Annotated in this window: 20 protein-coding genes, 1 other RNA gene and 1 pseudogene; 7 read left to right on the top strand and 15 right to left on the bottom strand. The window is 72.2% G+C overall.

The window, feature by feature from the left end:
- Window positions 1-63: 63 nt before the first annotated feature.
- Window positions 64-2,583, top strand: a complete 2,520-nt coding sequence (locus tag ACF08W_RS07005) for a SpoIIE family protein phosphatase (protein WP_392278693.1) — start codon at window positions 64-66, stop codon at window positions 2,581-2,583.
- 114 nt (window positions 2,584-2,697) lie between these two features.
- Window positions 2,698-5,139, top strand: coding sequence for a polysaccharide lyase 8 family protein (locus ACF08W_RS07000; RefSeq protein WP_392278692.1), 2,442 nt, complete (start codon window positions 2,698-2,700; stop codon window positions 5,137-5,139).
- A 12-nt stretch (window positions 5,140-5,151) separates the two neighbouring features.
- Here the strand turns inward: ACF08W_RS07000 and ACF08W_RS06995 are convergent, their stop codons facing one another.
- Window positions 5,152-5,766, bottom strand: a complete 615-nt coding sequence (locus ACF08W_RS06995; protein ID WP_392278691.1) for a TetR/AcrR family transcriptional regulator — start codon at window positions 5,764-5,766, stop codon at window positions 5,152-5,154.
- Window positions 5,767-5,872: 106 nt separating this feature from the next.
- Here ACF08W_RS06995 and ACF08W_RS06990 point away from each other — a divergent pair, with 106 nt between their 5' ends.
- On the top strand, window positions 5,873-6,808 hold the full coding sequence (locus ACF08W_RS06990; protein ID WP_392278690.1) for a class I SAM-dependent methyltransferase: 936 nt from the start codon (window positions 5,873-5,875) through the stop codon (window positions 6,806-6,808).
- A 97-nt stretch (window positions 6,809-6,905) separates the two neighbouring features.
- On the opposite strand, the gene ACF08W_RS06985 is transcribed toward ACF08W_RS06990, so the two are convergent.
- Window positions 6,906-8,348 (bottom strand): MFS transporter, encoded by a 1,443-nt coding sequence (locus tag ACF08W_RS06985; protein WP_392278689.1) that lies wholly within the window; start codon window positions 8,346-8,348, stop codon window positions 6,906-6,908.
- A gap of 259 nt (window positions 8,349-8,607) precedes the next feature.
- Between ACF08W_RS06985 and ACF08W_RS06980 the strand changes: the two genes are divergently transcribed.
- Window positions 8,608-9,471 carry an RNA methyltransferase gene (locus tag ACF08W_RS06980; protein ID WP_392278688.1) on the top strand — a complete coding sequence of 288 codons (864 nt, stop codon included), beginning with the start codon at window positions 8,608-8,610 and terminating at the stop codon, window positions 9,469-9,471.
- Window positions 9,472-9,570: 99 nt separating this feature from the next.
- On the opposite strand, the gene ACF08W_RS06975 is transcribed toward ACF08W_RS06980, so the two are convergent.
- The 3 genes from ACF08W_RS06975 to ACF08W_RS06965 form a co-directional block, all read right to left on the bottom strand.
- A complete protein-coding gene (locus ACF08W_RS06975) occupies window positions 9,571-10,107 on the bottom strand; it encodes a hypothetical protein (protein ID WP_392278687.1) in 537 nt (178 codons plus the stop codon).
- Window positions 10,108-10,134: 27 nt separating this feature from the next.
- Entirely contained in the window at window positions 10,135-10,890 is a 756-nt protein-coding gene (locus tag ACF08W_RS06970; protein WP_385204867.1) for an SDR family NAD(P)-dependent oxidoreductase, read from the bottom strand.
- Between the two features lie 156 nt (window positions 10,891-11,046).
- Window positions 11,047-11,379: a hypothetical protein gene (locus ACF08W_RS06965; protein ID WP_392278686.1), complete on the bottom strand. Its 333-nt coding sequence runs from the start codon at window positions 11,377-11,379 to the stop codon at window positions 11,047-11,049.
- Window positions 11,380-11,462: 83 nt separating this feature from the next.
- On the opposite strand from ACF08W_RS06965, the gene ACF08W_RS06960 reads away from it, so the two are divergent.
- Complete coding sequence (locus ACF08W_RS06960; RefSeq protein ID WP_352277749.1) at window positions 11,463-11,927, top strand: MarR family transcriptional regulator; 465 nt, start codon at window positions 11,463-11,465, stop codon at window positions 11,925-11,927.
- 27 nt (window positions 11,928-11,954) lie between these two features.
- Here the strand turns inward: ACF08W_RS06960 and ACF08W_RS06955 are convergent, their stop codons facing one another.
- The 10 genes and pseudogenes from ACF08W_RS06955 to rnpB all read right to left on the bottom strand — a co-directional run bounded on the left by ACF08W_RS06955 (window position 11,955) and on the right by rnpB (window position 20,509).
- Window positions 11,955-12,473 carry a GNAT family N-acetyltransferase gene (locus ACF08W_RS06955; RefSeq protein ID WP_385204860.1) on the bottom strand — a complete coding sequence of 173 codons (519 nt, stop codon included), beginning with the start codon at window positions 12,471-12,473 and terminating at the stop codon, window positions 11,955-11,957.
- Between the two features lie 58 nt (window positions 12,474-12,531).
- Complete coding sequence (locus ACF08W_RS06950; protein ID WP_392278685.1) at window positions 12,532-13,776, bottom strand: serine hydrolase domain-containing protein; 1,245 nt, start codon at window positions 13,774-13,776, stop codon at window positions 12,532-12,534.
- Window positions 13,777-13,897: 121 nt separating this feature from the next.
- A pseudogene (locus ACF08W_RS06945) lies at window positions 13,898-14,035 on the bottom strand (GNAT family N-acetyltransferase); the annotation flags it as partial.
- Between the two features lie 107 nt (window positions 14,036-14,142).
- Window positions 14,143-14,502, bottom strand: coding sequence for a hypothetical protein (locus tag ACF08W_RS06940; protein WP_392278684.1), 360 nt, complete (start codon window positions 14,500-14,502; stop codon window positions 14,143-14,145).
- A 287-nt stretch (window positions 14,503-14,789) separates the two neighbouring features.
- Window positions 14,790-15,809 carry an HNH endonuclease gene (locus ACF08W_RS06935; protein ID WP_385204851.1) on the bottom strand — a complete coding sequence of 340 codons (1,020 nt, stop codon included), beginning with the start codon at window positions 15,807-15,809 and terminating at the stop codon, window positions 14,790-14,792.
- Complete coding sequence (locus ACF08W_RS06930) at window positions 15,806-16,459, bottom strand: class I SAM-dependent methyltransferase (protein ID WP_385204848.1); 654 nt, start codon at window positions 16,457-16,459, stop codon at window positions 15,806-15,808. The genes ACF08W_RS06935 and ACF08W_RS06930 overlap by 4 nt, the downstream gene beginning before the upstream one ends.
- A gap of 188 nt (window positions 16,460-16,647) precedes the next feature.
- Window positions 16,648-17,628 (bottom strand): hypothetical protein, encoded by a 981-nt coding sequence (locus tag ACF08W_RS06925; protein ID WP_392278683.1) that lies wholly within the window; start codon window positions 17,626-17,628, stop codon window positions 16,648-16,650.
- Window positions 17,606-18,721: a DUF3696 domain-containing protein gene (locus tag ACF08W_RS06920; RefSeq protein WP_392278682.1), complete on the bottom strand. Its 1,116-nt coding sequence runs from the start codon at window positions 18,719-18,721 to the stop codon at window positions 17,606-17,608. Before ACF08W_RS06920 ends, ACF08W_RS06925 begins: the two co-directional genes overlap by 23 nt.
- Window positions 18,718-19,887, bottom strand: a complete 1,170-nt coding sequence (locus ACF08W_RS06915) for a DUF262 domain-containing protein (protein WP_392278681.1) — start codon at window positions 19,885-19,887, stop codon at window positions 18,718-18,720. Before ACF08W_RS06915 ends, ACF08W_RS06920 begins: the two co-directional genes overlap by 4 nt.
- A gap of 221 nt (window positions 19,888-20,108) precedes the next feature.
- Window positions 20,109-20,509: RNase P RNA component class A (gene rnpB / locus ACF08W_RS06910), an RNA gene on the bottom strand.
- Window positions 20,510-20,586: 77 nt separating this feature from the next.
- Between rnpB and ACF08W_RS06905 the strand changes: the two genes are divergently transcribed.
- Together ACF08W_RS06905 and yaaA are read left to right on the top strand one after the other, a co-directional pair.
- Complete coding sequence (locus ACF08W_RS06905; protein WP_392278680.1) at window positions 20,587-21,330, top strand: MerR family transcriptional regulator; 744 nt, start codon at window positions 20,587-20,589, stop codon at window positions 21,328-21,330.
- A 108-nt stretch (window positions 21,331-21,438) separates the two neighbouring features.
- Entirely contained in the window at window positions 21,439-22,239 is an 801-nt protein-coding gene (yaaA, locus tag ACF08W_RS06900) for a peroxide stress protein YaaA (RefSeq protein WP_352277762.1), read from the top strand.
- Window positions 22,240-22,301 lie beyond the last annotated feature (62 nt).

Genomic DNA, 22,301 nt, shown 5'->3' with positions numbered 1-22,301 from the left:
GGAGACGTCCGCGGACGCGGCACGGGACCGTCGGCGATGCCGGGAGAGGGAGCTGAGCGACAGGTGTACGGCAAGACCCTCCCGGGCGCGCCCGGGTACGGCGGGCTCCCCTTCGCGGACAGCGCCGCCGGAGCGCTGCTGGACGCGGACGGGCTGGTCGTCGGCTGGACACCCGCGGCGGCGGAGCTGTTCGGGCTGACGGCCGAGGAGGTCTGCGGCCGCCCCGCCGTGGAACTCCTCGCGGACCCGGCCTCCAGGCCCCCGACGCCCGAGGGGCACCGGGACGCCGCCTGGTCCGGCGAGACCGTGGTGCGCACCGGCCGGGGCGGGCCCATGAGCATCGTCTTCCACGCGCTGCCCCTCGCGGACACCGACGGGACGGCCCGGTACTTCGTGCTCTGGGCCCCGGTCGGGACGGTGGACCGGTGGCGGCAGGACCAGGCGTTCACCCGGGAGCTCTTCCTCCAGGACCGGCTGGGGCTCGCCGTGTTCGACGCGGAGCTGCGGCTGATGCGGACCAACACCCATCTACTGCCGTACACCGGCCTCGCGCCCGACCTGCGCGGCAAGCGGCTGGCGGACTTCCTGGAGCCCGAGGGCGCGGCGGCGATCGACGCGCTGCTGTGCGAGGTGCTGCGGACGGGCCGTCCGCTGATCCTGGCGGAGGAGACCGTACGGACCATCGAGGACCCGGCAGGCGGGGCGGTGATGGCCATCTCCGCCTTCCGGCTCCAGGCGCCGGACGGGGAGGTCTTCGGGGTCACCGCGCTGTTCACCGACGTCACCGAGCAGCGCCGCTCCGACGAGCGCCTGGCGATCCTGCACCGGGCCACCGCGGCGGTCGGACGCTCGCTGTCGGTGGCCGGGACCGGTGAGGAGCTGGCCGACGTGCTGGTGCCTGAGCTGGCCGACCTCGCGGTGGTGGAGATCGCCGAGGCGGTGTTCACGGGCGAGGAGCCGGCGCCGGGCGAGGACGGGCTGCTGCCGCTGCTCCGGACGGCGGTGGCCGGGGCGCTTCCCGCCGGGGCGCCTTCCGCCGGACCACTTCCCGAGGACCGGGAGTCCCTGGGGGTTCCGGCGGACGCGGGTGCCTCCATGGTGGACGCCGCTCCCGCGACGGACGACGGTGCGGCGGTGCGGGCCGATCCGCGCTGCGCCCCGGTGGTGAACCGTTCCCCCGCGTCGATGACCGTCCCGCTGCGGGCCCGGGGCAGCTTCCTGGGGCGGGTGACGGTACGGAACGGCGCCGGGCGGCCCGCGTACGCCCTGGCCGACCTGGATCTGCTGAACGAGATCGCCGGGCGCGCCGCCCTCGCCCTGGACAACGCCCGCCGCTACACCCGGGAGCACCGGGCCGCCGTGGGACTCCAGCGGAGCCTGCTGCCGCCCGCGCAGGCGGAGACCGTCGCCGTGACCACGTCCGGTTTCTATCTGCCCGCCGACACCGCCACCGGCGTCGGCGGCGACTGGTTCGACGTGATCCCGCTGTCCTCGGCCCGGGTCGCCCTGGTCGCCGGGGACGTGGTCGGGCACGGCCTGGGCGCCACCGCCACCATGGGGCGGCTCCGTACCGCCGTGCGCACCCTCGCCGATCTCGACCTGGAGCCGGACGAGCTGATGGTCCACCTCGACGACCTGGTCTCCCAGCTCCGCGACGAGCCGGGCGACGGAACCGTGGGAGAGGACGACGGGGAGGCCGGGGCGGGCGGAGCGAGCGGGCCCGACGCCGGGGCCGCACGGTCGGCCCCGTTCACCCGTACGGACGAGAGCAGGGCGGAATTCGGCCACCGGGCCGCCGATCCGGTCGGCGCGACCTGCCTGTACGCGGTCTACGACCCGGTCTCCCGGCGCTGCGCGATGGTCTCCGCCGGGCACCCGCCGCCCGCCGTCGCCGCCCCGGACGGCACCGTCTCGTACGTACCGCTGAACCCCGGACCGCCGCTGGGCGTCAACGGACTGCCGTTCGAGACGACCGAGATCGAGCTGGAGCCCGGCAGCCTCCTCGCGCTCTACACCGACGGGCTGATCGAGGGCCGGGACAGCGACGTGGACGCGGGCATGGCCGAGCTCCGCGACCGTCTGGCCCGCCCCGGCGCCGCCACCGCGCCGCTGCGGGAGCTGGGCCGGGAGATCATCGCCGCCCGTCCCCCGCACCAGCTCGCCGACGACGTCACCCTGCTGCTCGCCCGTACCCACGCGGTTCCGGCCGGGAACACCGCCGCCTGGCCGGTGGAGGCCGATCCGGTCGCCGTCGCCCGGGTCCGCCAGGACGCCGCCCGCCAACTGCGCGCCTGGGGGCTGGAGGAGCTGGTCTTCACCACCGAGCTGGTCCTCAGCGAACTGGTCACCAACGCCATCCGGCACGCGGGCGGCCCGGTCGAGGTGCGGCTGATCCGCGCGAAGCAGCTGACCTGCGAGGTCTCCGACCCGAGCGCCACCCAGCCCCGGATGCGCCGGGCCCTGCTCACCGACGAGGGAGGCCGCGGCCTGTATCTCGTCGCCCAGCTCACCACCCGCTGGGGCAGCCGCTACACCCGGCGCGGCAAGACGATCTGGGCCGAGCAGCCGATCCCGGACGCGTAGCCGGGCTCCGGGCCCGTGCCCGCGCACCTCTTGAGGGCCCTGTCGCCCCCATGCTAGAAAACGCTTACTACGGCGCCGTTCCACGCATTGGCTCACACTCCCCCCGGAGCTTCGATGACATCTGCCTGGTCCCGTCGCACCCTGCTGGCCGTGGGCGGTGGTACGGCGCTCGCGCTGAGCCTGCCCTCCCCCGCGTCCGCCGCCACCTCCCTCACCAGAGCCACCACGGTCACCTCGGCCACGCCGTCCGCCGCCGGTGACGACGCGTTCGCCGCGCTGCGCGCGAAGTGGCGCGAGCTCTATCTGGGCACCGGGTTCAGCCCGACCGCCGAGCCGTTCCGCACCAAGCTCGCCGAGCTCGGCGCCCAGGCCGCCGCCCACCGCGCCGCGATGACGCCCGCCACCGGCTCGCTCTGGCCCGACCTGGTCTACCTGGACCCCGATCCGGACACCGACACCGAGTCCTTCGGCTTCTCCGCCAACATGAACACCAGCTACAACCGGCTGCGCACCATGGCGGAGGCGTACTCCCAGCCCGGCACCGGGCTCACCGGCGACACCGCCGTGCGCGACGCGGTGATCACCGGCCTCGACCACCTCCACGCCGAGGTCTTCAACCCGTCGACCGCCCGTTACGGGAACTGGTGGAACTGGCAGATCGGCGCACCGCAGGCCCTGCTGGACACCTGCGTACTCCTCCACGACGCGCTGACGGACGATCGGCGGGCGGCGTACTGCGCGGCGGTCGACCACTTCCTGCCGGACTCGGCCGTCGGTTCGTACACCGGCACCAGCACCGGCGCCAACCGGGTCGACCTGTGCCGGGGGATCATCCTGCGCGGCATCGTCGGCGCCAACGCCGCCAAGATCGCGCTGGCCGTCGCGGCGCTCTCGCCGGTCTTCCCCTACGTCACCAAGGGCGACGGCTTCTACCCGGACGGCTCCTTCGTCCAGCACACGTCCATCCCGTACATCGGCGGCTACGGCGCGGTGCTCAACGACGGGCTCGGCCGGCTCTTCGCCCTGCTGCGCGGGTCGGCCTGGGAGATCACCGACCCGGGCAGCCGGCAGTTCCTCGACACCATCGAGGCGGCCATCGCCCCGTTCGTGTACGACGGGCTGATGATGGACAACGTCTCGGGGCGGGGCGTCACCCGCGCCGGCACCAGCGACCACACCCGCGCGCACGGGGTCATGGCCTCCATCGTGCTGCTGGGCCTGGGCGCCGAGCCCGAGGAGAACGCCCGCTGGCGGGCGATGGTCAAGGGCTGGCTGGTCCGCGACCACTACGCCCCCGCGCTCGCGGCCGGATCGCTGAGCCTGGTCAACACCGCGCGGCTGCAGGCCCTGTTGGACGACGCGGGCGTCGCTCCCGCCCCCGAGCCGTCCGCGCACCGCGTCTTCCACTACATGGACCGGGTCACCCACCGCCGCCGCGGCTGGGGCGCCGGGCTCTCCATGGCCTCGGCCCGGATCGCCCACTACGAGTTCGGCAACGGCGAGAACAAGCGCGGCTGGCACACCGGAGCGGGCTGGCTCCAGTGGTGGGGCTCGGAGAGCGGCCAGGACCAGTACTCCGACGCGTACTGGCCGACCGTCGACCCGTACCGGCTGCCCGGCACCACCGTCTCCCGGAAAAAGCTGGCCGACGGGCAGGGCGGTGCCTGGGCCAACCCGACGCCGGCGACCCGCTGGGTGGGCGGCACCGGCGACGGCGAGTTCGGCACCACCGGCCAGCACCTCCAGGGCCTGGCCAGCACGATGCACGCCCGCAAGTCCTGGTTCTGGCTGGACGACTGCGTGGTCTGCCTCGGCTCCGGGATCACCTCCACCGACGGCGCGGCGGTGGAGACGGTGATCGACAACCGCTTCCTCGGCGCCGACGGCACCCGGCGGCTGCTCCTCGACGGCCGGACGCAACCCGCCGACCAGGGCTGGACCACCACCCGCCGCACCGCCTGGGCCCACATCGACGGGCACGCGGGCTACGTCTTCCCCGGCACCACCACCCTGCGCGCCCTGCGCGAGGAGCGCACCGGCGCCTGGCGGGACGTCAACGACGACGGGCCCACCACACCGCTGACCCGCCGCTACCTCACGCTCTGGCAGGACCACGGCACCGATCCGGCGGACGGTTCCTACGCGTACGTGCTCATGCCGGGCGCGAGCGCCGCGCGCACCGCCGCCCGTGCGGCGGACACCGGCTGGCTGCGCATCCTCGCCCAGGACGCGGACCGCACCGGCATCCACGTCCCCTCGCTCGGCTTCACCGGGATCACCTTCTGGGCGGCGGGCACGGCGGGCCCGGTCACGGTGAGCGCGCCGGTCTGCGTGCAGATCCGCGAGAAGCGCGACGGCACCGCCACGGTCTGCGTCGCCGACCCGTCCCGCACCGTCACCGGCCTCACCCTCACCTGGCGCCGCCCGGTCAGGTCCGTACTGTCCCGGCCGGGCAGCGTCACCGACGCACGGACCGGATCCGCGCTGACCCTGACGTACGGCGACCTGAGCGCGAGCGCGGGGGCCACGCACACGGTGCGCGTCCGGCTGGGGTGACGGACGGTCCGGTCATCCGCCTGCGGCCGGCCCGTCCGGCCGCAGGCCCGCGTCGAGCTGGGCCACCAGCCGGGCGACCCGGTCCCGCTCGGCGCCCCGGTCGGGCCCGCCGGTCATGAGCAGGTGGTGGAGGGTGCCGACCAGGGCGAGGGCCACCGCCCCGGTGTCGGCCACCTCCGCGACCCGCCCGCCGAGGCGCTCCGCGTCCAGGTAGGCGGTGATCGCGTCCTGGACCGTACCGAAGCCCGGCGCACCGGCCAGCAAGGCGGCCCGGATCCGCGCAGCGGCCGCGGGACGGGCGAGCGCCAGGCCCGCGACGGTGGGCCCGGACGAGGCCAGCAGCGCCAGGGCGACATCGAGCAGGTTCGCCGCGACGGTCCCCTCCCCCACCCGGCCCGGCAGCCCCTCGGCGTGCCGGGCCACCCGGGCGAACCGGTCCAGCACCAACTCCGCGACGAACGCGTCGAGTCCGTCGAAGTGGGCGTGCAGCAGCCCCTTCGCGCAGCCCGCCTCGCCGGTGATCGCCCTGCTCGTCAGGGCTCCCGGCCCCTCCCGTTCCAGCACCCGCTCCGCGGCGGTGAACAGCCGCTCGCGCACGTCCGGAGTCGTCACACCACGCGGGGACATGAGCCCCTCCCTCTCGCCCTGTTTACAGTACGGGCGTTTGCCCATACCGTTGCCCGACCACGTATGGGCACTTGCCCATACTAGCCGTCTCCGTCGGGAGCAAGGGATGCGACAGATCGTCAACGAGAGCCAGAACCAGGCGTGGAACGGTTACGAGGGCACGTACTGGGCCGAGAACCAGACCCGTTGGGACGATGTGAACGACGGGTTCAACGAACTCCTGCTCTCCGCCGCCCGCATCGCGGAGCGGGACCACGTGCTCGACCTCGGCTGCGGGACGGGACGCACCACCCGGCTGGCCGCGCGACGGGCACCCCTCGGGCGGGCCACCGGGGTGGACCTGTCGGCCCCGATGCTCGCCCGCGCCCGGGAGTCGGCGCGACGGGAGGGCCTCGGGAACACCGCGTTCGAGCGGGCCGACGTCCAGGTCCATCCGTTCGCCCCCGGCTCCTACGATGTGGCGGTCAGCCGGTTCGGGGTGATGTTCTTCGCCGACCCGGTGGCCGCGTTCGCCCATGTCGGGCAGGCGCTGCGGCCCGGCGGGCGGATCGCCTTCGTGTGCTCCACGGACCCCGGCCGGACCGAGTGGCTCGGGGCGATCCAGGGGCTGCGCGGCATCCTCCCGGTCGGCGACCTCGGCGCACCCGGCGCCCCGGGGATGTTCTCGCTGGCCGATCCGGGGACCGTACGGGGGTTGCTGTCCGGCGCCGGGTACGAGGCTGTCCGCACCGAGCCGGTGGAGGCGTACGGGGTCTGGGGCCGGGACGCCGCCGACGCGGCCGCCTTCCTGCTGGGCTCGGGACCGGGCCGCCATCTGCTGGACCAGGTCGGGGCGGACGACCGGGAGCGCGCCCGGCGGCGCCTGGTCGAACTCCTGGAGCCGTACGAGCGGGACGGGGCGTTCCGGCTGCGCACCACGGCCCTGCTGGTCACCGCCCGGCGCCCGGTCTCCGGGGCGGGCGCGGAGCGGCGTCCGGCCTCCGGGGCAAACACAGAGCAGTGTCCAGCCTCCGGGACGGGCGCGGAGCGGTGTCCGGAGTGAGACACGGAGCGGCGTCCGGGGCCGGGGCGGACACCCGCCCCGGGCCGCGGACGCCGCCCGGTTCCGTCATCGCGGAAACATTCCGCCTCCTTCCGGCTCACCCGTTCGCACCCTCCTCGGCCGGTGCGGGCGCGGCGCGCAGGGTCAGCAGGGCTGCGAGGCCCCCGACCACGGCGAGCACCGCGGCGCCGGTGAAGGCGGCGGAGAAGCCCTCGGTGAGGGCCGCCGGGTCACCGAGTTCGCGGGAGCCGTGCGCGGCGGCGATCGCGGTCATCGCGGCGAGGCCGAGCGCGGAGCCCACCTGGTAGCTGGTGTTGACGATCCCCGAGGCGAGGCCGCCCTCCTCCGGGCGGGCGCTGGAGAGCGCGGTACCGAGCGACGGGATGAACGCCAGGGACATGCCGACCGCCGCGAGCAGGGAGGCGGGCAGGACGTCGACGAGGAAGCTGCCGTCCGGACGGGCCAGCGAGAGCCAGAACATGCCCGCGCCGAGCGCCAGCAGACCAAGGACGATAAGGGGCTTGGGGCCGAAGCGGGAGATCAGCCTCGGTGCCAGCACGATCATCATGATCATGATGGCGACGGTCATCGGCAGCAGCGCGGCGCCGGAGGCGAAGGCGCCCAGCCCCAGGACCTGCTGGAGATAGAGGTTGAGGAAGAACCACATGGGGATCCACGCGGCGGCCATCAGCAACTGGGCGAGGTTGGCCCCGGCCAGGTTGGGCGCCCGCAGGATCCCGAGCCGCATCAGCGGCTCGCGCCGCCTGGACTGGATCGCGACGAAGGCGGCGATCAGCGCCACCCCGGCCAGCAGGACCAGCCAGGTCTCGCCGGAGCCCCAACCGGTCTCGGGGGCCCGGACAATGGCGTAGACGGCGGCGGCCAGGCCCGCGGTGACGGTGACGGCACCGGCCAGGTCGACCGATCCGCGCCGCCCCGCGCCCGAAGGCATGACGGCGGGCGTGACGAGCAGGACGACCAGCGCGACGGGGACGTTGATGTAGAAGACCCAGGGCCAGCTGGCGTACTGGGTGATGACACCGCCGAGGAAGACCCCGGCGGTCCCGCCGGCCGGCGCGGCGGCACCGTACAGCGCGAAGGCCCGCCCCAGCTCCTTGGGGCGCGAGCCGAACAGCGTCATCAGCAGGGTGAGCGCGGACGGTGCGATGAGCGCGGCGCCCACGCCCTGGAGAGCCCGTCCGGTCAGCTCGACCCAGACCTCTCCGGCGAGGCCGGCGGCCAGGGAACCCGCGGCGAGGACGACCCACCCGGCACTGAACAGGCGCCGGGCGCCGAGCAGGTCCGAGAGCCGGCCGCCGAGCAGCAGCAGCCCGCCGAAGGCGACGACGTAGGCGTTGAACACCCACGACAGGTTCTCCTGGGAGAAGCCCAGGTCGGACTGGATCCGGGGCAGGGCCACCCCGATGATCGAGGTGTCCATGATGACGATGAACTGGGCCAGGGCGATCAGGGCGAGCGCGGACCATCTCCGCGCGTCGGACGGCGCGCCCGATGCGCTTCGTGCGGATGAAGCGGACATCACAGAACAACTCCTTTACCTGGAGGGGGTATCCATGCGGGAGAACATACCCCTAGGGGGTATCTATTTCCAGTCCTGGAGTCGAGAAGGGACGGACACACCTCTCAAGCGCACGCCCCTTTCGAGCGAACGCACCGCTCAAGCGGCCAGGCCGTCGACCGGGCGGCCGGATCGCGTCAACTGGCCTTCCGCGCACGGAGTGGGAGAGGATGCCGGAGCAAGCGCCGCGCGGCGACCGACTTAAATACGGAGGCACCGGGTGGCAGTTCAGCGGATCTCGACCCGCAACGCCCGCTTCCAGCAGCTCCAGACCCTGCTCGGCAACCGCACCAAGCGCGGGCGCGCCAAGGAGTTTTTGGTCCAGGGCGTACGCCCGATCACGATGGCGGTGGAGCACGGCTGGACCGTACGGTCCCTGATCCACGGAGCGGACCGCCCGCCCTCCCGCTGGGCCGAGGACCTGCTGCGCCGGGTCGGCACCGAACGCATCGTGATGGCGCCGGAGTTGCTCGCCGAACTGAGTGAGAAGGGCGACGGGTCGGCGGAGTTGCTGGCGGTGGTCGCGATGGAGCCGGACAGCCTGTCGCGGATCAGGGTCCACGAGGACTTCCTCGGCCTGCTCTTCGACCGGCCGACCCAGCCCGGCAACATCGGGAGCATCGCGCGGTCGGCCGACGCGATGGGGGCCGACGGGCTGATCGTCACGGGGCACGCGGCGGACCCGTACGACCCCAAGTCCGTCCGGGCCTCGACGGGTTCACTCTTCTCCGTGCCCGTGGTGCGCAGCCCCTCGCACCACGAGGTGATGGCCTGGCTGGACCAGGAGCGCGCCCGGGACCTGCCGGTGGCCGTCGTCGGCACGGACGAGAACGGGGAGGCGGACATCGCGGAGTTCGACCTGACCCGGCCGGTCCTGCTGCTGATCGGCAACGAGACCGCGGGCCTCAGCGCGGCCTGGCGCGAGCTCTGCGACCATGTGGTCAGCATCCCGATGACCGGTTCCGCCAGCTCTCTGAACGCGTCGAACGCCGCCTCCGTCGTTCTTTACGAAGCCCGCCGCCAGCGCCTGGCGCGCACCCGCCGCACCCCGCTCGCGTCGTCCGTTCCGGCGCCGCACGGATAGGAGCCTTACCGCCCGGGGCGGGCAGGAGCCGCACCGCCCGGGCCGGGCCGGGGAGGAGCCGGACTGCCCCGGGGCGTCGGGGCCGGCCGGGGCGCGGGATCAGTGCCCGGCGAGCAGTTTCACGGAGACGACCCCCGCGCCGATCGCCGCGTTGAGCACGGCGGCGACCGCCGCGCCCGCCCGACCGGATCCCACCCGTCGGCCGCCGACGAACCCCCACAGGGCCAGTGCGGCGACCTCGCTGCCCACCGAGATCCACAGCGCCGTGGTGAGCCCGAAGAGACCGGCTCCGGACGCGCCGATCAGCAGCAGGGGCCCGGCCGCGCTGCTCAGCAGCGGGCTGCTGGTGAACAGCGCGTGCCGGATCTCCCGCACGCGCGGGCGGCGCCCGTACACGACCGGATGGGCCTGGAGGTCCGCGACGAGGGTCGCCAGCCACAGCCCCAGGGCGGTCACCGCGACCGACACCGCCGCCCCCGCGGGGCCGGCGTGCCCGCCCTGCGCCAGCCCCACCAGCACCGCGAGCAGGGTGAGCGAGGCGTAGATCCGCTCCTTCAGGCGCTCGCCCTCCGCCTCGGCGCGCCGGCTCACCCGCTCACCCGGGTCCGCCCCGCCCGGCATCTCCTCGTCCGACACCCCTGCCTCCACCACTCGCCGCCGCGGTCAGCGGAGCTTGATCGCACCGCCGTCGGCCATCAGGGTCTGGCCCGTCATGTACTGGGCATCGTCACTCGCGAGGAAAGCGACGACGGGCGCGACATCCCGGTCCGGGTCGCCGAATCGGCCCAGCGGCACCTTGGCCGCGGACTGCGCGTACTGCTCGGGGCGCGCCTCGGCCCACCGGGCCACGCCCGCCGTGAGCGCCATCGGGCAGACCACGTTGACGCGGATGTCGTACGGGGCCCACTCGTTGGCCACAACCCGGCTCAGCCCACGGATCGCCTCCTTCGCCGCCGCGTAGGACGCCTGGTTGGGCTGGCCGTCGAGCCCGGCGCCCGAGCCGAAGTTGACGACCGAGGCGCCGCCGGCCCGCTTCAGCTCGGGCAGGGCCGCGAGCATGAAGTTGCGGGTGGCGTACAGGCCGGTGTCCATGGCGAGGTCCCAGTCGTCGTCCGTCTGCTCCTCGAACGGCTTCTGGCGCGACACGCTCGCGTTGTTCACCAGGACGTCGAGCTTGCCGAACCGCTCGACGGCCGTCGCGACGGCCCGGTCGGCGACGGCCCGGTCCGACACGTCCCCGCACAGGAAGGCCACGCCGTCCCCCAGCTCACGGACCAGCGCCTCCCCCGCCTCCGCCTGGAGGTCGACCACGACGACCCGGGCACCGCGTGCGACGAACAGCCTGGTGACGGCCCCGCCGATGCCGGAGGCGCCGCCGGTGACGACGGCCACCTTGCCCTGCAGACCGAGTGGGTTCATGGGGTGGTTCCTTTCCTGAGCGCCTGCACGGCAGGCGGTCCCGCCCGGCGGGCACAGCCCCCGCGCCAGACAGATGTGCACTATGCACTTCATATGCAAGATACACATGATGTGCACGGCGCACCAACTACCACCACGCGGCGGCCACCTCACCCGTCAGGGCACCTCGTCGACCACCTCCCCCGGGGCCACGCCCCGCCGCCCGGCCACCCGGCAGCCGAAGCAGTCCGGATGCCCCTCGCGCGCGGAACGGTCCCGCACCCCGAACCCCCTCCGGCCGACCGGCCGCACCCCCGGCGGCTTCCCCCAGCCCGCGAGATGCAGCCCCCACGCGACCAGCACCGCGACCACCAGAAGCGCCGACCCGATCCAGACCCCCGGCCACCAGCCGACGACCCCCAGACCGACAGCCAGCGATCCCAGGACGGCGACGGCGAAACCCGCCCACCCCGCGACGGTGTGCCCCTCGTCATGATGCGCCCCACTCATGCACCTGCCCCCTCCACTCACCCATCGAGGAACTACGATGACTTAGCAGCTAAGGAATTTATCTCACGCACTAAGGGAATTCAATGGAGAGCACCCCGCTCCCCGCCGCCTCCGCCACGGAGGCGATCGGCGCGATGAACGACCTCGTCGCGACGAACATGATCGGCAAGCAGGAGTTCGCCCGGAACCTCGGGCTGAGCGTCACGGACCTCGTCTGCTTCGCGCACGTCCTGGAGGCCGAGGGCCCGGTCACCGCCGGGGACCTGGCCGTACGCGCCCACGTCACGACGGGGGCGGTGACCGGCGTCCTCAACCGGCTGGAGCGCGGCGGATTCGTGGAACGCCGACCGGACCCGGCCGACCGCCGCCGGGTCCTCGTCACGGCGGTGCCCGCCGCCGCCGAGCGCGTACGGGCCGTCTACGGGCCGTACGACGCGCTCCTCACGGAGCTGTTCACGCGGTACTCGCCGGAGGAGACCGCGGTGATCGCCGACTGGCTCACCCGCGCCGCCGCACTGTCCCGCGCGTACCTGGAAGGGTCCTGCTGAGCCGGGTGCCCCGGCCGGTCCCCGCGGTCAGCCTCCGATGTGCCGCCGCCACCGGATCTCACCGTCGTGCTGTTCGCCGGTGCGTACGAGCCCGGCGGCAGCGGCGACACCGGCGGACGCCCGGTGCTCCGGATGGATGTGGGCGACGACCGTGTCCACCCGCTGCCCGCCGAGCCAGTCGACGAGCCCCCGGGCCGCCTCGCCCGCGATGCCCCGCCCCTGCCACGGGGTCCCCACCACCCAGGCGATCTCGGCGACGGGCCCCTGGCCGGAGGGGGAGACCGTCGCCTGGACCGTGCCCGCCGCGCGGGAATCCTCCCGGAGCCGGATCACCCAGTTCAGCCAGGACACGGCCGGATCGGGCGAGCCCGCGGTCAGCCGCCGGTAGCGTGCGCGCAGGGCCTCCGGGGTGTCCGGAGCACCGCCGATGAACGTGTGCAGGTCCGGATCGGACAGCACCGACGCCATCTCCTCGGCATCCCCCACGCGCAACGGCACCAGCTCCAGCCGCTCCGTACCGATGACCTGGGCTACGAGAGCACCCACGCCACGACCACCTTCCCGATCCGCCGGCCGATCGCCCGCTCCCCCGGGACCGTACACGTCACGCGCCGAACGCGGCCGAGACCATCCGGTTGACGAGGGCGAGGTCGTTGCCGCCGCCGGTGACGGGATTGAAGGAGTACACGAGCCGGCGGCGGAGGTCGCGGGTGGTGAACATCCCGCTGGTGTAGCCGAAGGTGCTCCCGGTCCTGCCCCAGACGGTGACGCCGCCGGGGAGGGCGACGCGCATCAGGCTCGCACCGTAGTAGGCCCGCCCCTTCCCCGGGTCCTCCGCACCGCCTCCCAGGTACGGGACGTCGGGGACGGCGAACAGTGCGGCGAGCTGCTCGGGCGGGAGAAGCCGGCCGCGGAACAGCGCCGTCATGAAACGGTCGAGGTCGGCCGTGGTGGAGATCATGCCCCCGGCGCCCGGGTTCTGCTCCGTGATGTCCACCAGGCGGTGGCTCCCGTCGGGCTGCGGGACGGCGATGTAGCCGTGTGCGTGCGGTCCGGGGATCGTCGTGTCCGTCTCCGGCGCCGTGGTGTCCTTGAGACCCAGCGGGAGGAGGATGCGCTCGGTGATCGCCCGCTGGTAGCTGTGCCCGGTCAGCTTCTCGACGAGCATCCCGGCGACGTAGTACCCGGTGGCGCCGTACACCTGCGCGCTGCCGGGCCGGTCGAACGGCCTCGGGTGCCGGACCGCCATGGCGACCAGCTCGGCCTGCGAGTGGTCGTCGAACCGGTGATCCACGATCCCCTGCGGGTCCATGGGGAGGTCGTCACCCGTCAGCTCGGGCAGACCGGCGGTGAAGTCCAGAAGCTGACGGACCGACATGGGCGGGTAGTCGTCGGGCAGGACGCCCGGGAGGTAGCCCTGCACCGGGCGGTCCAGGTCGAGGCGGTGCTCGGCGGCGAGCTGGAGGACCACGGTCGCGATGAACGTCTTCGTCACGCTGCCCAGCCGGAACCGCCCGTCGGCCGGCACCGGTTCGCCGGTCGCCGTGTCGGCCACTCCCGACACCCCCGTCCAGCTCCCCTCCCGGCCCGCCACCCGGGCCAGCACCGCCGTGGTCCGGTCCGGCGCGCTGGAGACGGCCCGCTGGAGCGCCGCCGGGTCCAGCGGAGGCAGCCCGGGACGGGGCTCAGCCGCCACGGGCGGCCGCATCACGGGAGCGGCGGACACGGCGGGCGCCGCCCCCACGACGGCCGCGACGACGGCGGTGAGCACCGGCACCGCCATGAACCGGCGCATCCGCCCGGACCGGGCCCGCGCCACACGATCTGCACGATCTGTACGTGAAGTCATGCGACCGATCCTCGCGACACACGACACCCCCGACATCGGGAACCACCCCCGCCCCACCCCGAGAACCACCCCTGGTTTCCGAGCACGCCGAACTCCCCACCCCCGCAGGGGATTCCACCCGTCAGCCGGCCTCCACCCCGCGCACCATCACCGCGTACAGCGGGGCACCCCCGGAGGGCTCGACCTCGCCCCGCTTCTCGTAGCCCCATTTCTCGTACAGGGCCTGCACCTTGGGGTGGGCGGAGTCGACGAGGAGCGTCACGAATGCGGCGTCGGCCGACCCCTCAGGCCCATAGGCGTGACTCCTCGATCCAGCTCACGACCTCGGGCGCTTCCGTACCGAACGGCCTGGCCGGGGCTACGCGTTCAGGGCCGGGCGGTCCGCTCGATGTGCTCGAAGATGTCCGCGTCCGTCTCCTGCTGCCAGGCCGGCAGGTCGGCCCAGTCGGCGACGTAACCGGGCTTCGGGTCCTCGAAGTGCTGGAACATCTGGGCGGTCCAGCAGATCGCCACGAAACGGCCCTTCTGCTCGCGAGTGAGCCGTGCCGCGTGCCCACCGCTGACCTCGATGAAGTCACGCACCTGCCCGCACACCGCCGCGGCCGCCGCACGCTCCCATTCCGGCGTTCCCTCCCACGGCGTGACGTAGCCCGGCTTCGGCTCGCCGGGATAGTGCTTGTTCACCCCGTCGATCCACGCCTCGCGGAAGATCCGGCCGTCGCTCATGAACGTGTCCCTTTCGTCATGCGGTGCGGGAAGGCGCCGCGATTCGGTGATCAAGACTTGAGACTCGGCCATCGGACAGGAGCGGGGCAAGACGCCCTCGGATTCCGGCCGGCTTCTTCCCGACGAACCCCGAGTTCGACCGGGCGGCCAGGCCGATGGCAGCCTCCGTGTAGTGCACGACCTGGTCGATGTCGCGCCGATGGACTCCGAGAACGGCGAGGTCGCTCAGGACGGCCGCGCGGCGGCGCAGCGGCAGGGGCTGGGCGAGGGCCACGGTGCACCTGGAATCAGACGATGCCTTCCACCGCCCGCAGGAACTCCGGCCAGCCGCCGGTGCGGCGGGTGGGGAAGGCCGTGCGCAGGCTCAGTTCGAGCGTCTTCCTCAGCGGGTGCGGCGAGTCCGTGATCGCCTCGTTCCGCAGGGCCAGCCGCCGCAGTTCGGCCTGGCTGGGCAGTCGATCGCTCTTGCCGCCATTGCAGGCCGTATGGGCAGGGGCGAGATTCCACAGCGCATCGAGATCCGGACCGTTCCACGCCCCGACGCTCCGCATGCGTTTCATCAGCGAGAACGGGAAGACATGGTCGACAGCGACGGAGTCGGTCGGTGAGATCACCTGGTCACAGGTGAGGCATCGCCCGTGCTGGAACCCGATCACGGCCTCGGTCACACCCGCGACGGAGCGGCGACGCCCGGTATCCATGAGCGTGTTCGACTGCCAGTCGACAACCACACCCTCCGCCATGAGGCTGCGCCCGATCCCCGTCTCGAAGGAACGCTCGACGATGCTCCACCGCGCGCCGAGTTCGGCGCGCAGACCGTCGGCCTGCTCCGACCGCGCCACCCGCAGCAGTTCGGGGGTCAGCCGCACGGTCCTTTCCCGCGCCGATCCGTCCACCTCGTAGAACGTGTGGCCGACTTCGGTTCCGCCCCGGAGGTTGTGGAACTTCCGCATCACCATGCCCGGCATGGACCGAGTCGCGGCCGACAAGAGCCGCTCCGTCGGCCGACCGGCGGCCAGGGTCTCCTCACTCTCCTGTCCGGCCACCGACAGAAAGTCGCTCTCGCCCCGCGCCGTTCGTTCGGACACCTGGGGCGCATCCGCGAGGTGGCGTACCAGACTCAGCGCGTACGGGGCCGCGAGTTCGGCGAGTGGCGCATCACGTCGGCCGCTCGCGGCGAGTTCGAGCAACGCCTCCCCCAACGCGAACTTGTACGTCCTGGAGTTCGCCCCCATCAGGATCGCGAGCCGCCACGACGCCCGCGCGGAGGAATCCTGTGCGTAAAAGCTTTCGGCGCCGTCCGTCACCGGCCCGCCCCGCGCAGTGCGAGGGCCTCCCAGGAGACGTCGTCGCGGCCGAGGTGGTCGCGCTCGCCGCCGGCCTGTCGCACGATCTCGAACCCGGCGGCCCGGCCCTGCTCCGCCACCTCGCTGGCCGGTACGTCGAACATGCGGCGTTCCCGCGGAGGTTCGCCCCGCCTCAGCGAGAACAGCAGAACACCTCCGGGCGCGAGGAGTTCGGCGAGGCGGCGCAGGGCCACCGGCCGTTCCTCGGGGAGCAGATGCATCCAGACCGCTGAGAGCAGGATCGCGTCGAATCCGCCGTTGAACTCGTCACCGAGCTCAGCGAGTTCGGGAAGCGCGCCACGGCGCCAGCTGATCCCCTCCTCCCCGTGCAGCCGCTCCGCGACCCGCCGGAGCTCCGCCACCGGCTCCACCGCCACGACCCGGTGACCCAGCCGGGCCAGCGCGGCGGCGTCACGGCCCGTTCCGGCGCCGACGTCCAGTACTCGCGCCGGGGCCTCGGGAAGCAGATCGAGCAGCGCGGCATGCACATGCTCGAACGAGACGCTCTCGTACCGTTCCGCCAGGGTCTCCGCGAACTGCGCGTAATACGCCTGAACCCCCGGGCCGGACCCGGATCCGTCGTCCTCGGCCACTTCAGAAATCCGCATCATGCCGAAACGGTACGACGCGGCCCCGACATCCCGGTACAGCCGAACCAAACGCCTCCCACGAGGACGTTGGCCGGCCCGGACCGCTTCGGCTCGGCTCGACCGTGCCGGATCGCGCGGTGTCAACCGCCCAAGGAAGACCGATCGCCACCGGTTGATCCGCACCATCGGGTGACTTGCGAAGTACGAGGCTAGGTATCCAGGTGATCGACGAAGATCCCGATGAGTACGCGGCCTTCGAGACGCTGATCCGGCAGGCTGAAGTGCACGCGGTTGCGATGCCTTTCCTTCTTCCCGTGCCACTCGCAGCGGTAGGTCTCTCCGTCGTGCTCGATCTCCCTCTGCTTCATGATGCCGGGCTTGGAGCGGGTATTGGGGCTCTCGGGAGACAGGTCCAACCCGAAGCGACCCAGCTCGGCCTGGACCGCGTGGGGTTGCCCCGCCCGCGCCGTCAGCGCGTCGACGAAGTGGTCGTTCACCACGCTCAGGACCCGTACGACCCAGTCGCGCATCTCGGAGTAGGTGCCGTCGAACTTGCGGAAGGAGAGCGAGTCCGCAAAGACCAGCTCCGGGAAGGCCTCACGTGCCCGGTCGAAGAACTCCGGCTCCGAGACGTCCTCGCGCGTGAAGAGGGGGCGCCAGAACTCCGGGATGCCGGAGGCCTCGCCGAGGAAGAAGACCTCTGCGGACCCAAGCCGCCCGTCCGCCGCCTCATCGGTCGCGGTGACCCACTGCCAGCCTCGATGGTCGCGGGATGCGAAGACCAGGCATCCGACGTGGTGTCTCTGGCGGGTGCGCCGCCAGGCATAGCCGATGGACCAGGCGAGCTCCTGAACCGCTCCACCCAACTCGACCCGGTCGGGCAGACCGGGAAGGTCCGTGTCCCAGGCCGGGCAACGGTCCATGAGACGGACCATCCTCAGCCGCGCGTCACGCCCGACCTTCGGCGTCTCACCCTCGTAGAGGACGTCGTACAGCTCCCGTCCGTCCACACACTCCATCTCGATCCAGTACGGCGAAACGGCGACCGCATGCTGCTCGCCCAAGGTTTCGAGCGCGTCACTGAAGTCGTTCAGCAGATCCGTCAGCCGCTCCTCCGTGAGCCCCCGGAAGTCGAAGGACGACTCGTCCACGACGAACCGGTACGGCTCACCGCCCCCTGCGCCTGGCACGTGCCAGCCTCCCCAAGTCCCGCTCGATCTGGTCGAAGAAGCCCTGCGGCCACTCGGTGAGCTCGCCTTTCTCGGTGAACTCGATGGGGACGGCCCCGACCTCTTCGTCACCGAAGTAGTGCACGATCGCGTCCTGCGGCGCCACAACCTGCTCCTCCGCCACGGCCAGCCGGGCGCCGTTGAGGACATGGTCGCTGTGCGTCTCCACGATCACCTGGGCTCCGGCGCCGGCAACGCGGGCCAGGAAGCGTCCGAGTTTGGACTGTCCGCCCGGGTGGAGGTGGGCCTCCGGATTCTCGACGATCAGGAGGTCTTCTGGTCCCGCGAGCAGGCCTGCGACGATCACCGGCAGGGCGTAGGAGAAGCCGAATCCCATGTTGGTGGGCCGGATCGGCTCGCTCAGCAGGCCAGGTTCCTGGAACCGGATCGTGCTCGCCGTGATCCCCGGGGGCCATTGGGCTGTGATCTTTATCGGCCGGATGATCTCGGAGGCCCACATCTCCACCTGCGTACGGAGCGTGGTGACGTTGTGCGTCGTGCGCGTCCGCGGGTGCAGCAGCTCCTCGCGTACCGCCTTCGTCTCGTGGAGGGCCAGGATCTGAGCGGTGTACTCGCCCTGGACACCGACCCCGATCAGATCGGGGTGTTCGGCGGACACACCCAGTTGGTCGCGCGGCCCCAGACGCTCGGCGCACAGGTAGGTGAAGGCGCTTCCTCCCGAACGGCCCAGTTCGGGAAGCGGCGGTCCTTCGTCTCCCGCCACCTCCAGATAGAGGGCCTGCTGGTCGGGAACCACGAGCCGCTGCAAGGTCGGGGCAGCGGCACGGGACGAGTCGATCTCGATCTCGATGGTCGAGTCGGGAGAGTCGGGGTGCAGCACCTCGTGAGCTTCGCCGAGAGCCAGTCCGTACGGGCCATTGAGCTGGACCACCCGACTGGCCGGCGCGTCGGCCAGCTGGCGGGCGAGTAGCAGCGTCTGGATGGTGGTGCTCTTGCCCGTGCCATTGAGACCGGTGAGCACGGTGAGCGGGCGCAGGGCGAAGGAGGCGTCGGCGAAGCGCTTGAAGTAGCGGATACCCAGAGAAGTGATCATTTACCGGCCTCCGCGGCCTCCGCCGTGGCTTCGAACCGGTAGGTCACCCGGCGCACATCGCCCGTGGAGGAGGTGATGGCCTCGAGGTAACGGTAGTCGTGCGTCATCAGGTCACGGGCCGCGTCGATGATCGCCTCGCGGCGGCGTTCCAGATCGCTGGTCTCGTATTGAGTGAGAGTCATCGACCAGGTCTCGAAGAGCGCCCGGTTGATCGGATTACGGCCCGCGGAGTCCCACGGCCACTTCCGGAACGCCTGGTCCTCGAAGACCAGGCAGGCGTTCACCATGGCCTTGCGGAAGTCGGCCATGAGGGCCTCTTTGCGGATGTCGTCGACCTCGTTGTCGCTGTCCAGCATGCTCGTGGTGCGCTGAAGGAACGCGTCCATCGCGGCGTGCTTCGCGTACCCCTCCGTACCAAGGAGCCAGAAGGCGGCGAAGCGCAGGGCCATTTCCCGGTCGTTCATCCGGATGTGACCGCCCATACCGTTGGTGGCCGCGTTGAACTCGGGCGTGGACGTCATGTCCTTCAGGATCGTCCGGCTGCGGTCCTTGCTCATGCAGTGCCGGATCTCTTGCGCGTTCAGGGGCGTACCGCCCGTGTTGATGCGCTTGAAGATGTCGTACATGACATCCGGCGGAGTCGTGGGGTCGATGACGTGAGTGACGATCTGTGTGTTGTAGATCCGCCGCTTCCACGGAGCGGGCAGATCCTCGAAGCGCTTGCCCTCGACGGCGTTCTGAAGGTATTCGACGCCCTTGAGCGGAAATCCTCGTTCCTCGCCGCCGCGCACGAAGTCCTGAATGGTCGAGAGACGCTGCAGCCCGTCGACGACGCGCATCAATCCGTCGGTGTCCTCGGCGAAGTAGAAGGCGGGAAGCGGAATCTGCAGGAGCACGGACTCGATGAGCCGGGACTTCTGCACCGGCTTCCAGACGCGGCCCCGTTGGAAGTCAGGGGCGAGTTCCAGCGACTCGTCCTCGATCATGTCCAGGGCATTGCGCAGCGAGAACTGCTTGGTGTTGACGCGGATCTGTTCCGGATTCCACGGCCGGTCAATCTCCGGAAGCGCTTCGTCGACCTCGGTCTCCACCTCGACACCGGTACCCGTGTCGAGGAAGTGCTCCTCCGTGATCTTCGGCGGCTCTTGGATGTCCGAGGTCGTCATGTGGTGATCGTAGCGGGGCGGCTTTCCGCCCGGAGCACCCGCTTCAGAAGCGGAAGTGGAGAAGTCCTCCACCTTCAAATGCGTCGGTCCACCACGCACACAGGGACCGAGGGACTTCCAAGGGACTTCGCCCCCGCCTGACGCGGCGAGTCACCGAAAGACCGGAAAGGGCCTCCGACTCAGGTCGGAGGCCCTTTCCGAGTTGAAGCACCGGAGAGCGGCAGACGAGTCGGGCTGTACGCCGGGTTCTGTCACCCGGTCGCCTCGCGGCGGCCGGGGAGACGGCCATCCATCTAGGACCGGCATTGCTGCCGGTCTCGTGCGGTCTACCCGCGGACTCGGGCGGGCCGCCCTCGATCATCCGCGCAGGGCCGTCTCGCGACGGCCCCTCTTGACCTTGCTCCGGGTGGGGTTTACCTAGCCGCCTGAGTCACCTCAGGCGCTGGTGGTCTCTTACACCACCGTTTCACCCTTACCGGGGACCGAAATCCCCGGCGGTCTGTTTTCTGTGGCACTGTCCCGCGGGTCACCCCGGGTGGCCGTTAGCCATCACCCTGCCCTGTGGAGCCCGGACGTTCCTCGGGGGGATCCAGGATCCCCACGCGGCCGTCCGCCCGGCTCGTCTGCCGTATCGGTCATCGTACCTCCCGGTCCCGGCGCGCTTGACCTTGCCGTGGCGTCAAGGTTTCTACTGGCCGTATGCGTATCGGAGAGATGGCGGCGCTCGTCGGGGTCACCACCCGGACGATCCGGCACTACCACCACATCGGGCTGCTGCCCGAGCCCGAGCGCCGGGCCAACGGGTACCGCGTCTACAGCGTGCGGGACGCCGTGGTGCTGGCCCGGGTACGGCGGCTCACGGAGCTGGGGCTCGGGCTGGACGAGGTACGGGACGCGCTCGCCGACTCGGCGGGGCACGAGCTGATGGAGGTGCTGGCCGAGCTGGACGCGGACCTGGCCCGGCAGGAGGACGCGATCCGGGAGCGGCGGCACCGGCTGGCGCGGTTGCTGGAGGGCCCGGTCTCCGCCGACGAGCCGGTCTCCCCGGCCCTCGCCGAGCTGCTGGGGACGGGGCCGGTGACCGGTTCGCCCATGGCGGCCAGGGACCGCGAGCACCTGGTACTGCTGGACACCTCGGGGGTCGGCGAGGAACTGCACACCGCGTTGGCGCCACTGGCCGGGGACCCGGCCGTGCACGCGCTGTACGAGCGGCTGGACGCGCTGGAGGGGGCCGCCGTGGACGATCCCCGGATCGCGCCGCTCGCCGCCGAGCTGGCGGCCGTCGTGCCGGAGGCGGCGCTGGCGGCGATTCCCTCGGACGGGCCGGTGCTGACGGGGCTGGGCGAGGCGTTGCTCGACGACTACGCGCCCGCCCAGGCCGAGACGGTGCGCCGGGTGATGGAGGCGCTCGCCGCGCGGGTGGCGGAGCGGCGGGGGCCGTAGGGGCTCGGCCGCGTCCACCCGGCGGGGGCGGGTCGGCCGGCGCGTGCCCGTACGCTGGCGCGGGGGCCCGGCCGCGCCCCCGTCCCGTGCGTACGAAGGAGAACCACCGTGCTCGTCCTGTTGCCGCCCTCCGAGGGCAAGGCCGCCTCCGGGCGGGGGGCGCCCCTGAAGCCGGAGTCGCTGTCGCTGCCCGGCCTGGCCGAGGCGCGGGCGGCGGTCCTGGACGAGCTGGTCGAGCTGTGCTCGGCGGACACGGAGAAGGCCCGCGAGGTGCTCGGGCTGAGCGAGGGGCTGCGCGGCGAGGTCGCGAAGAACGCGGAGCTGCGCACCGCCGGGACGCGTCCGGCCGGGGAGGTCTACACGGGGGTGCTGTACGACGCGCTGGACCTGGCCTCCCTGGACACGGCGGCCAAGCGGCGGGCCGGGGCGTCGCTGCTGGTCTTCTCCGGGCTGTGGGGCGCGGTGCGGGTCGGCGACCGGATCCCCTCGTACCGCTGCTCGATGGGGGTGAAGCTGCCGGGGCTGGGCGCACTGGGGGCGTACTGGCGGGCGCCGATGGCGCGGGTGATGCCGGAGGCGGCCGGGGACGGGCTCGTCCTGGACCTGCGGTCCTCCGCGTACACCTCGGCCTGGAAGCCGAAGGGGGAGGTGGCGGAGCGCACGGCGAGCGTGCGGGTGCTGCACTCCCAGCGGGTGGACGGGGTGGAGAAGCGGTCGGTGGTCAGCCACTTCAACAAGGCGACGAAGGGCCGGCTCGTCCGCGACCTGCTGGTCTCCGGCGCCCGGCCGAAACGGCCCGCCGAGCTGGTGGAGATCCTGCGGGAGCTGGGGTACGTGGTGGAGGCCGAGGCTCCGGCGCGGGCCGGGCGGGCGTGGTCGCTGGATGTCGTGGTGACGGAGATCCACTGAGCCGGGGACGGCGAGAGATCTATTGCGCCCTGCGCAACGCTCGTTGCGTACGGCGCTGTCCG

The sequence above is a fragment of the Streptomyces sp. NPDC015144 genome, assembly GCF_043079735.1.
Taxonomy (GTDB): domain Bacteria; phylum Actinomycetota; class Actinomycetes; order Streptomycetales; family Streptomycetaceae; genus Streptomyces.
This window is presented reverse-complemented; position numbering and strand designations above follow the sequence as displayed.

Bases quoted from the DNA above. Each gene is read 5' to 3' on its own strand.
- ACF08W_RS07000 (WP_392278692.1), top strand. From the start codon at position 2,698: ATGACATCTGCCTGGTCCCGTCGCACCCTGCTGGCCGTGGGCGGTGGT.
- ACF08W_RS06995 (WP_392278691.1), bottom strand. From the start codon at position 5,766: ATGTCCCCGCGTGGTGTGACGACTCCGGACGTGCGCGAGCGGCTGTTC.
- ACF08W_RS06990 (WP_392278690.1), top strand. From the start codon at position 5,873: ATGCGACAGATCGTCAACGAGAGCCAGAACCAGGCGTGGAACGGTTAC.
- ACF08W_RS06985 (WP_392278689.1), bottom strand. From the start codon at position 8,348: ATGTCCGCTTCATCCGCACGAAGCGCATCGGGCGCGCCGTCCGACGCG.
- ACF08W_RS06970 (WP_385204867.1), bottom strand. From the start codon at position 10,890: ATGAACCCACTCGGTCTGCAGGGCAAGGTGGCCGTCGTCACCGGCGGC.
- ACF08W_RS06965 (WP_392278686.1), bottom strand. From the start codon at position 11,379: ATGAGTGGGGCGCATCATGACGAGGGGCACACCGTCGCGGGGTGGGCG.
- ACF08W_RS06960 (WP_352277749.1), top strand. From the start codon at position 11,463: ATGGAGAGCACCCCGCTCCCCGCCGCCTCCGCCACGGAGGCGATCGGC.
- ACF08W_RS06950 (WP_392278685.1), bottom strand. From the start codon at position 13,776: ATGACTTCACGTACAGATCGTGCAGATCGTGTGGCGCGGGCCCGGTCC.
- ACF08W_RS06940 (WP_392278684.1), bottom strand. From the start codon at position 14,502: ATGAGCGACGGCCGGATCTTCCGCGAGGCGTGGATCGACGGGGTGAAC.
- ACF08W_RS06930 (WP_385204848.1), bottom strand. From the start codon at position 16,459: ATGATGCGGATTTCTGAAGTGGCCGAGGACGACGGATCCGGGTCCGGC.
- ACF08W_RS06920 (WP_392278682.1), bottom strand. From the start codon at position 18,721: ATGATCACTTCTCTGGGTATCCGCTACTTCAAGCGCTTCGCCGACGCC.
- ACF08W_RS06915 (WP_392278681.1), bottom strand. From the start codon at position 19,887: ATGACGACCTCGGACATCCAAGAGCCGCCGAAGATCACGGAGGAGCAC.
- ACF08W_RS06905 (WP_392278680.1), top strand. From the start codon at position 20,587: ATGCGTATCGGAGAGATGGCGGCGCTCGTCGGGGTCACCACCCGGACG.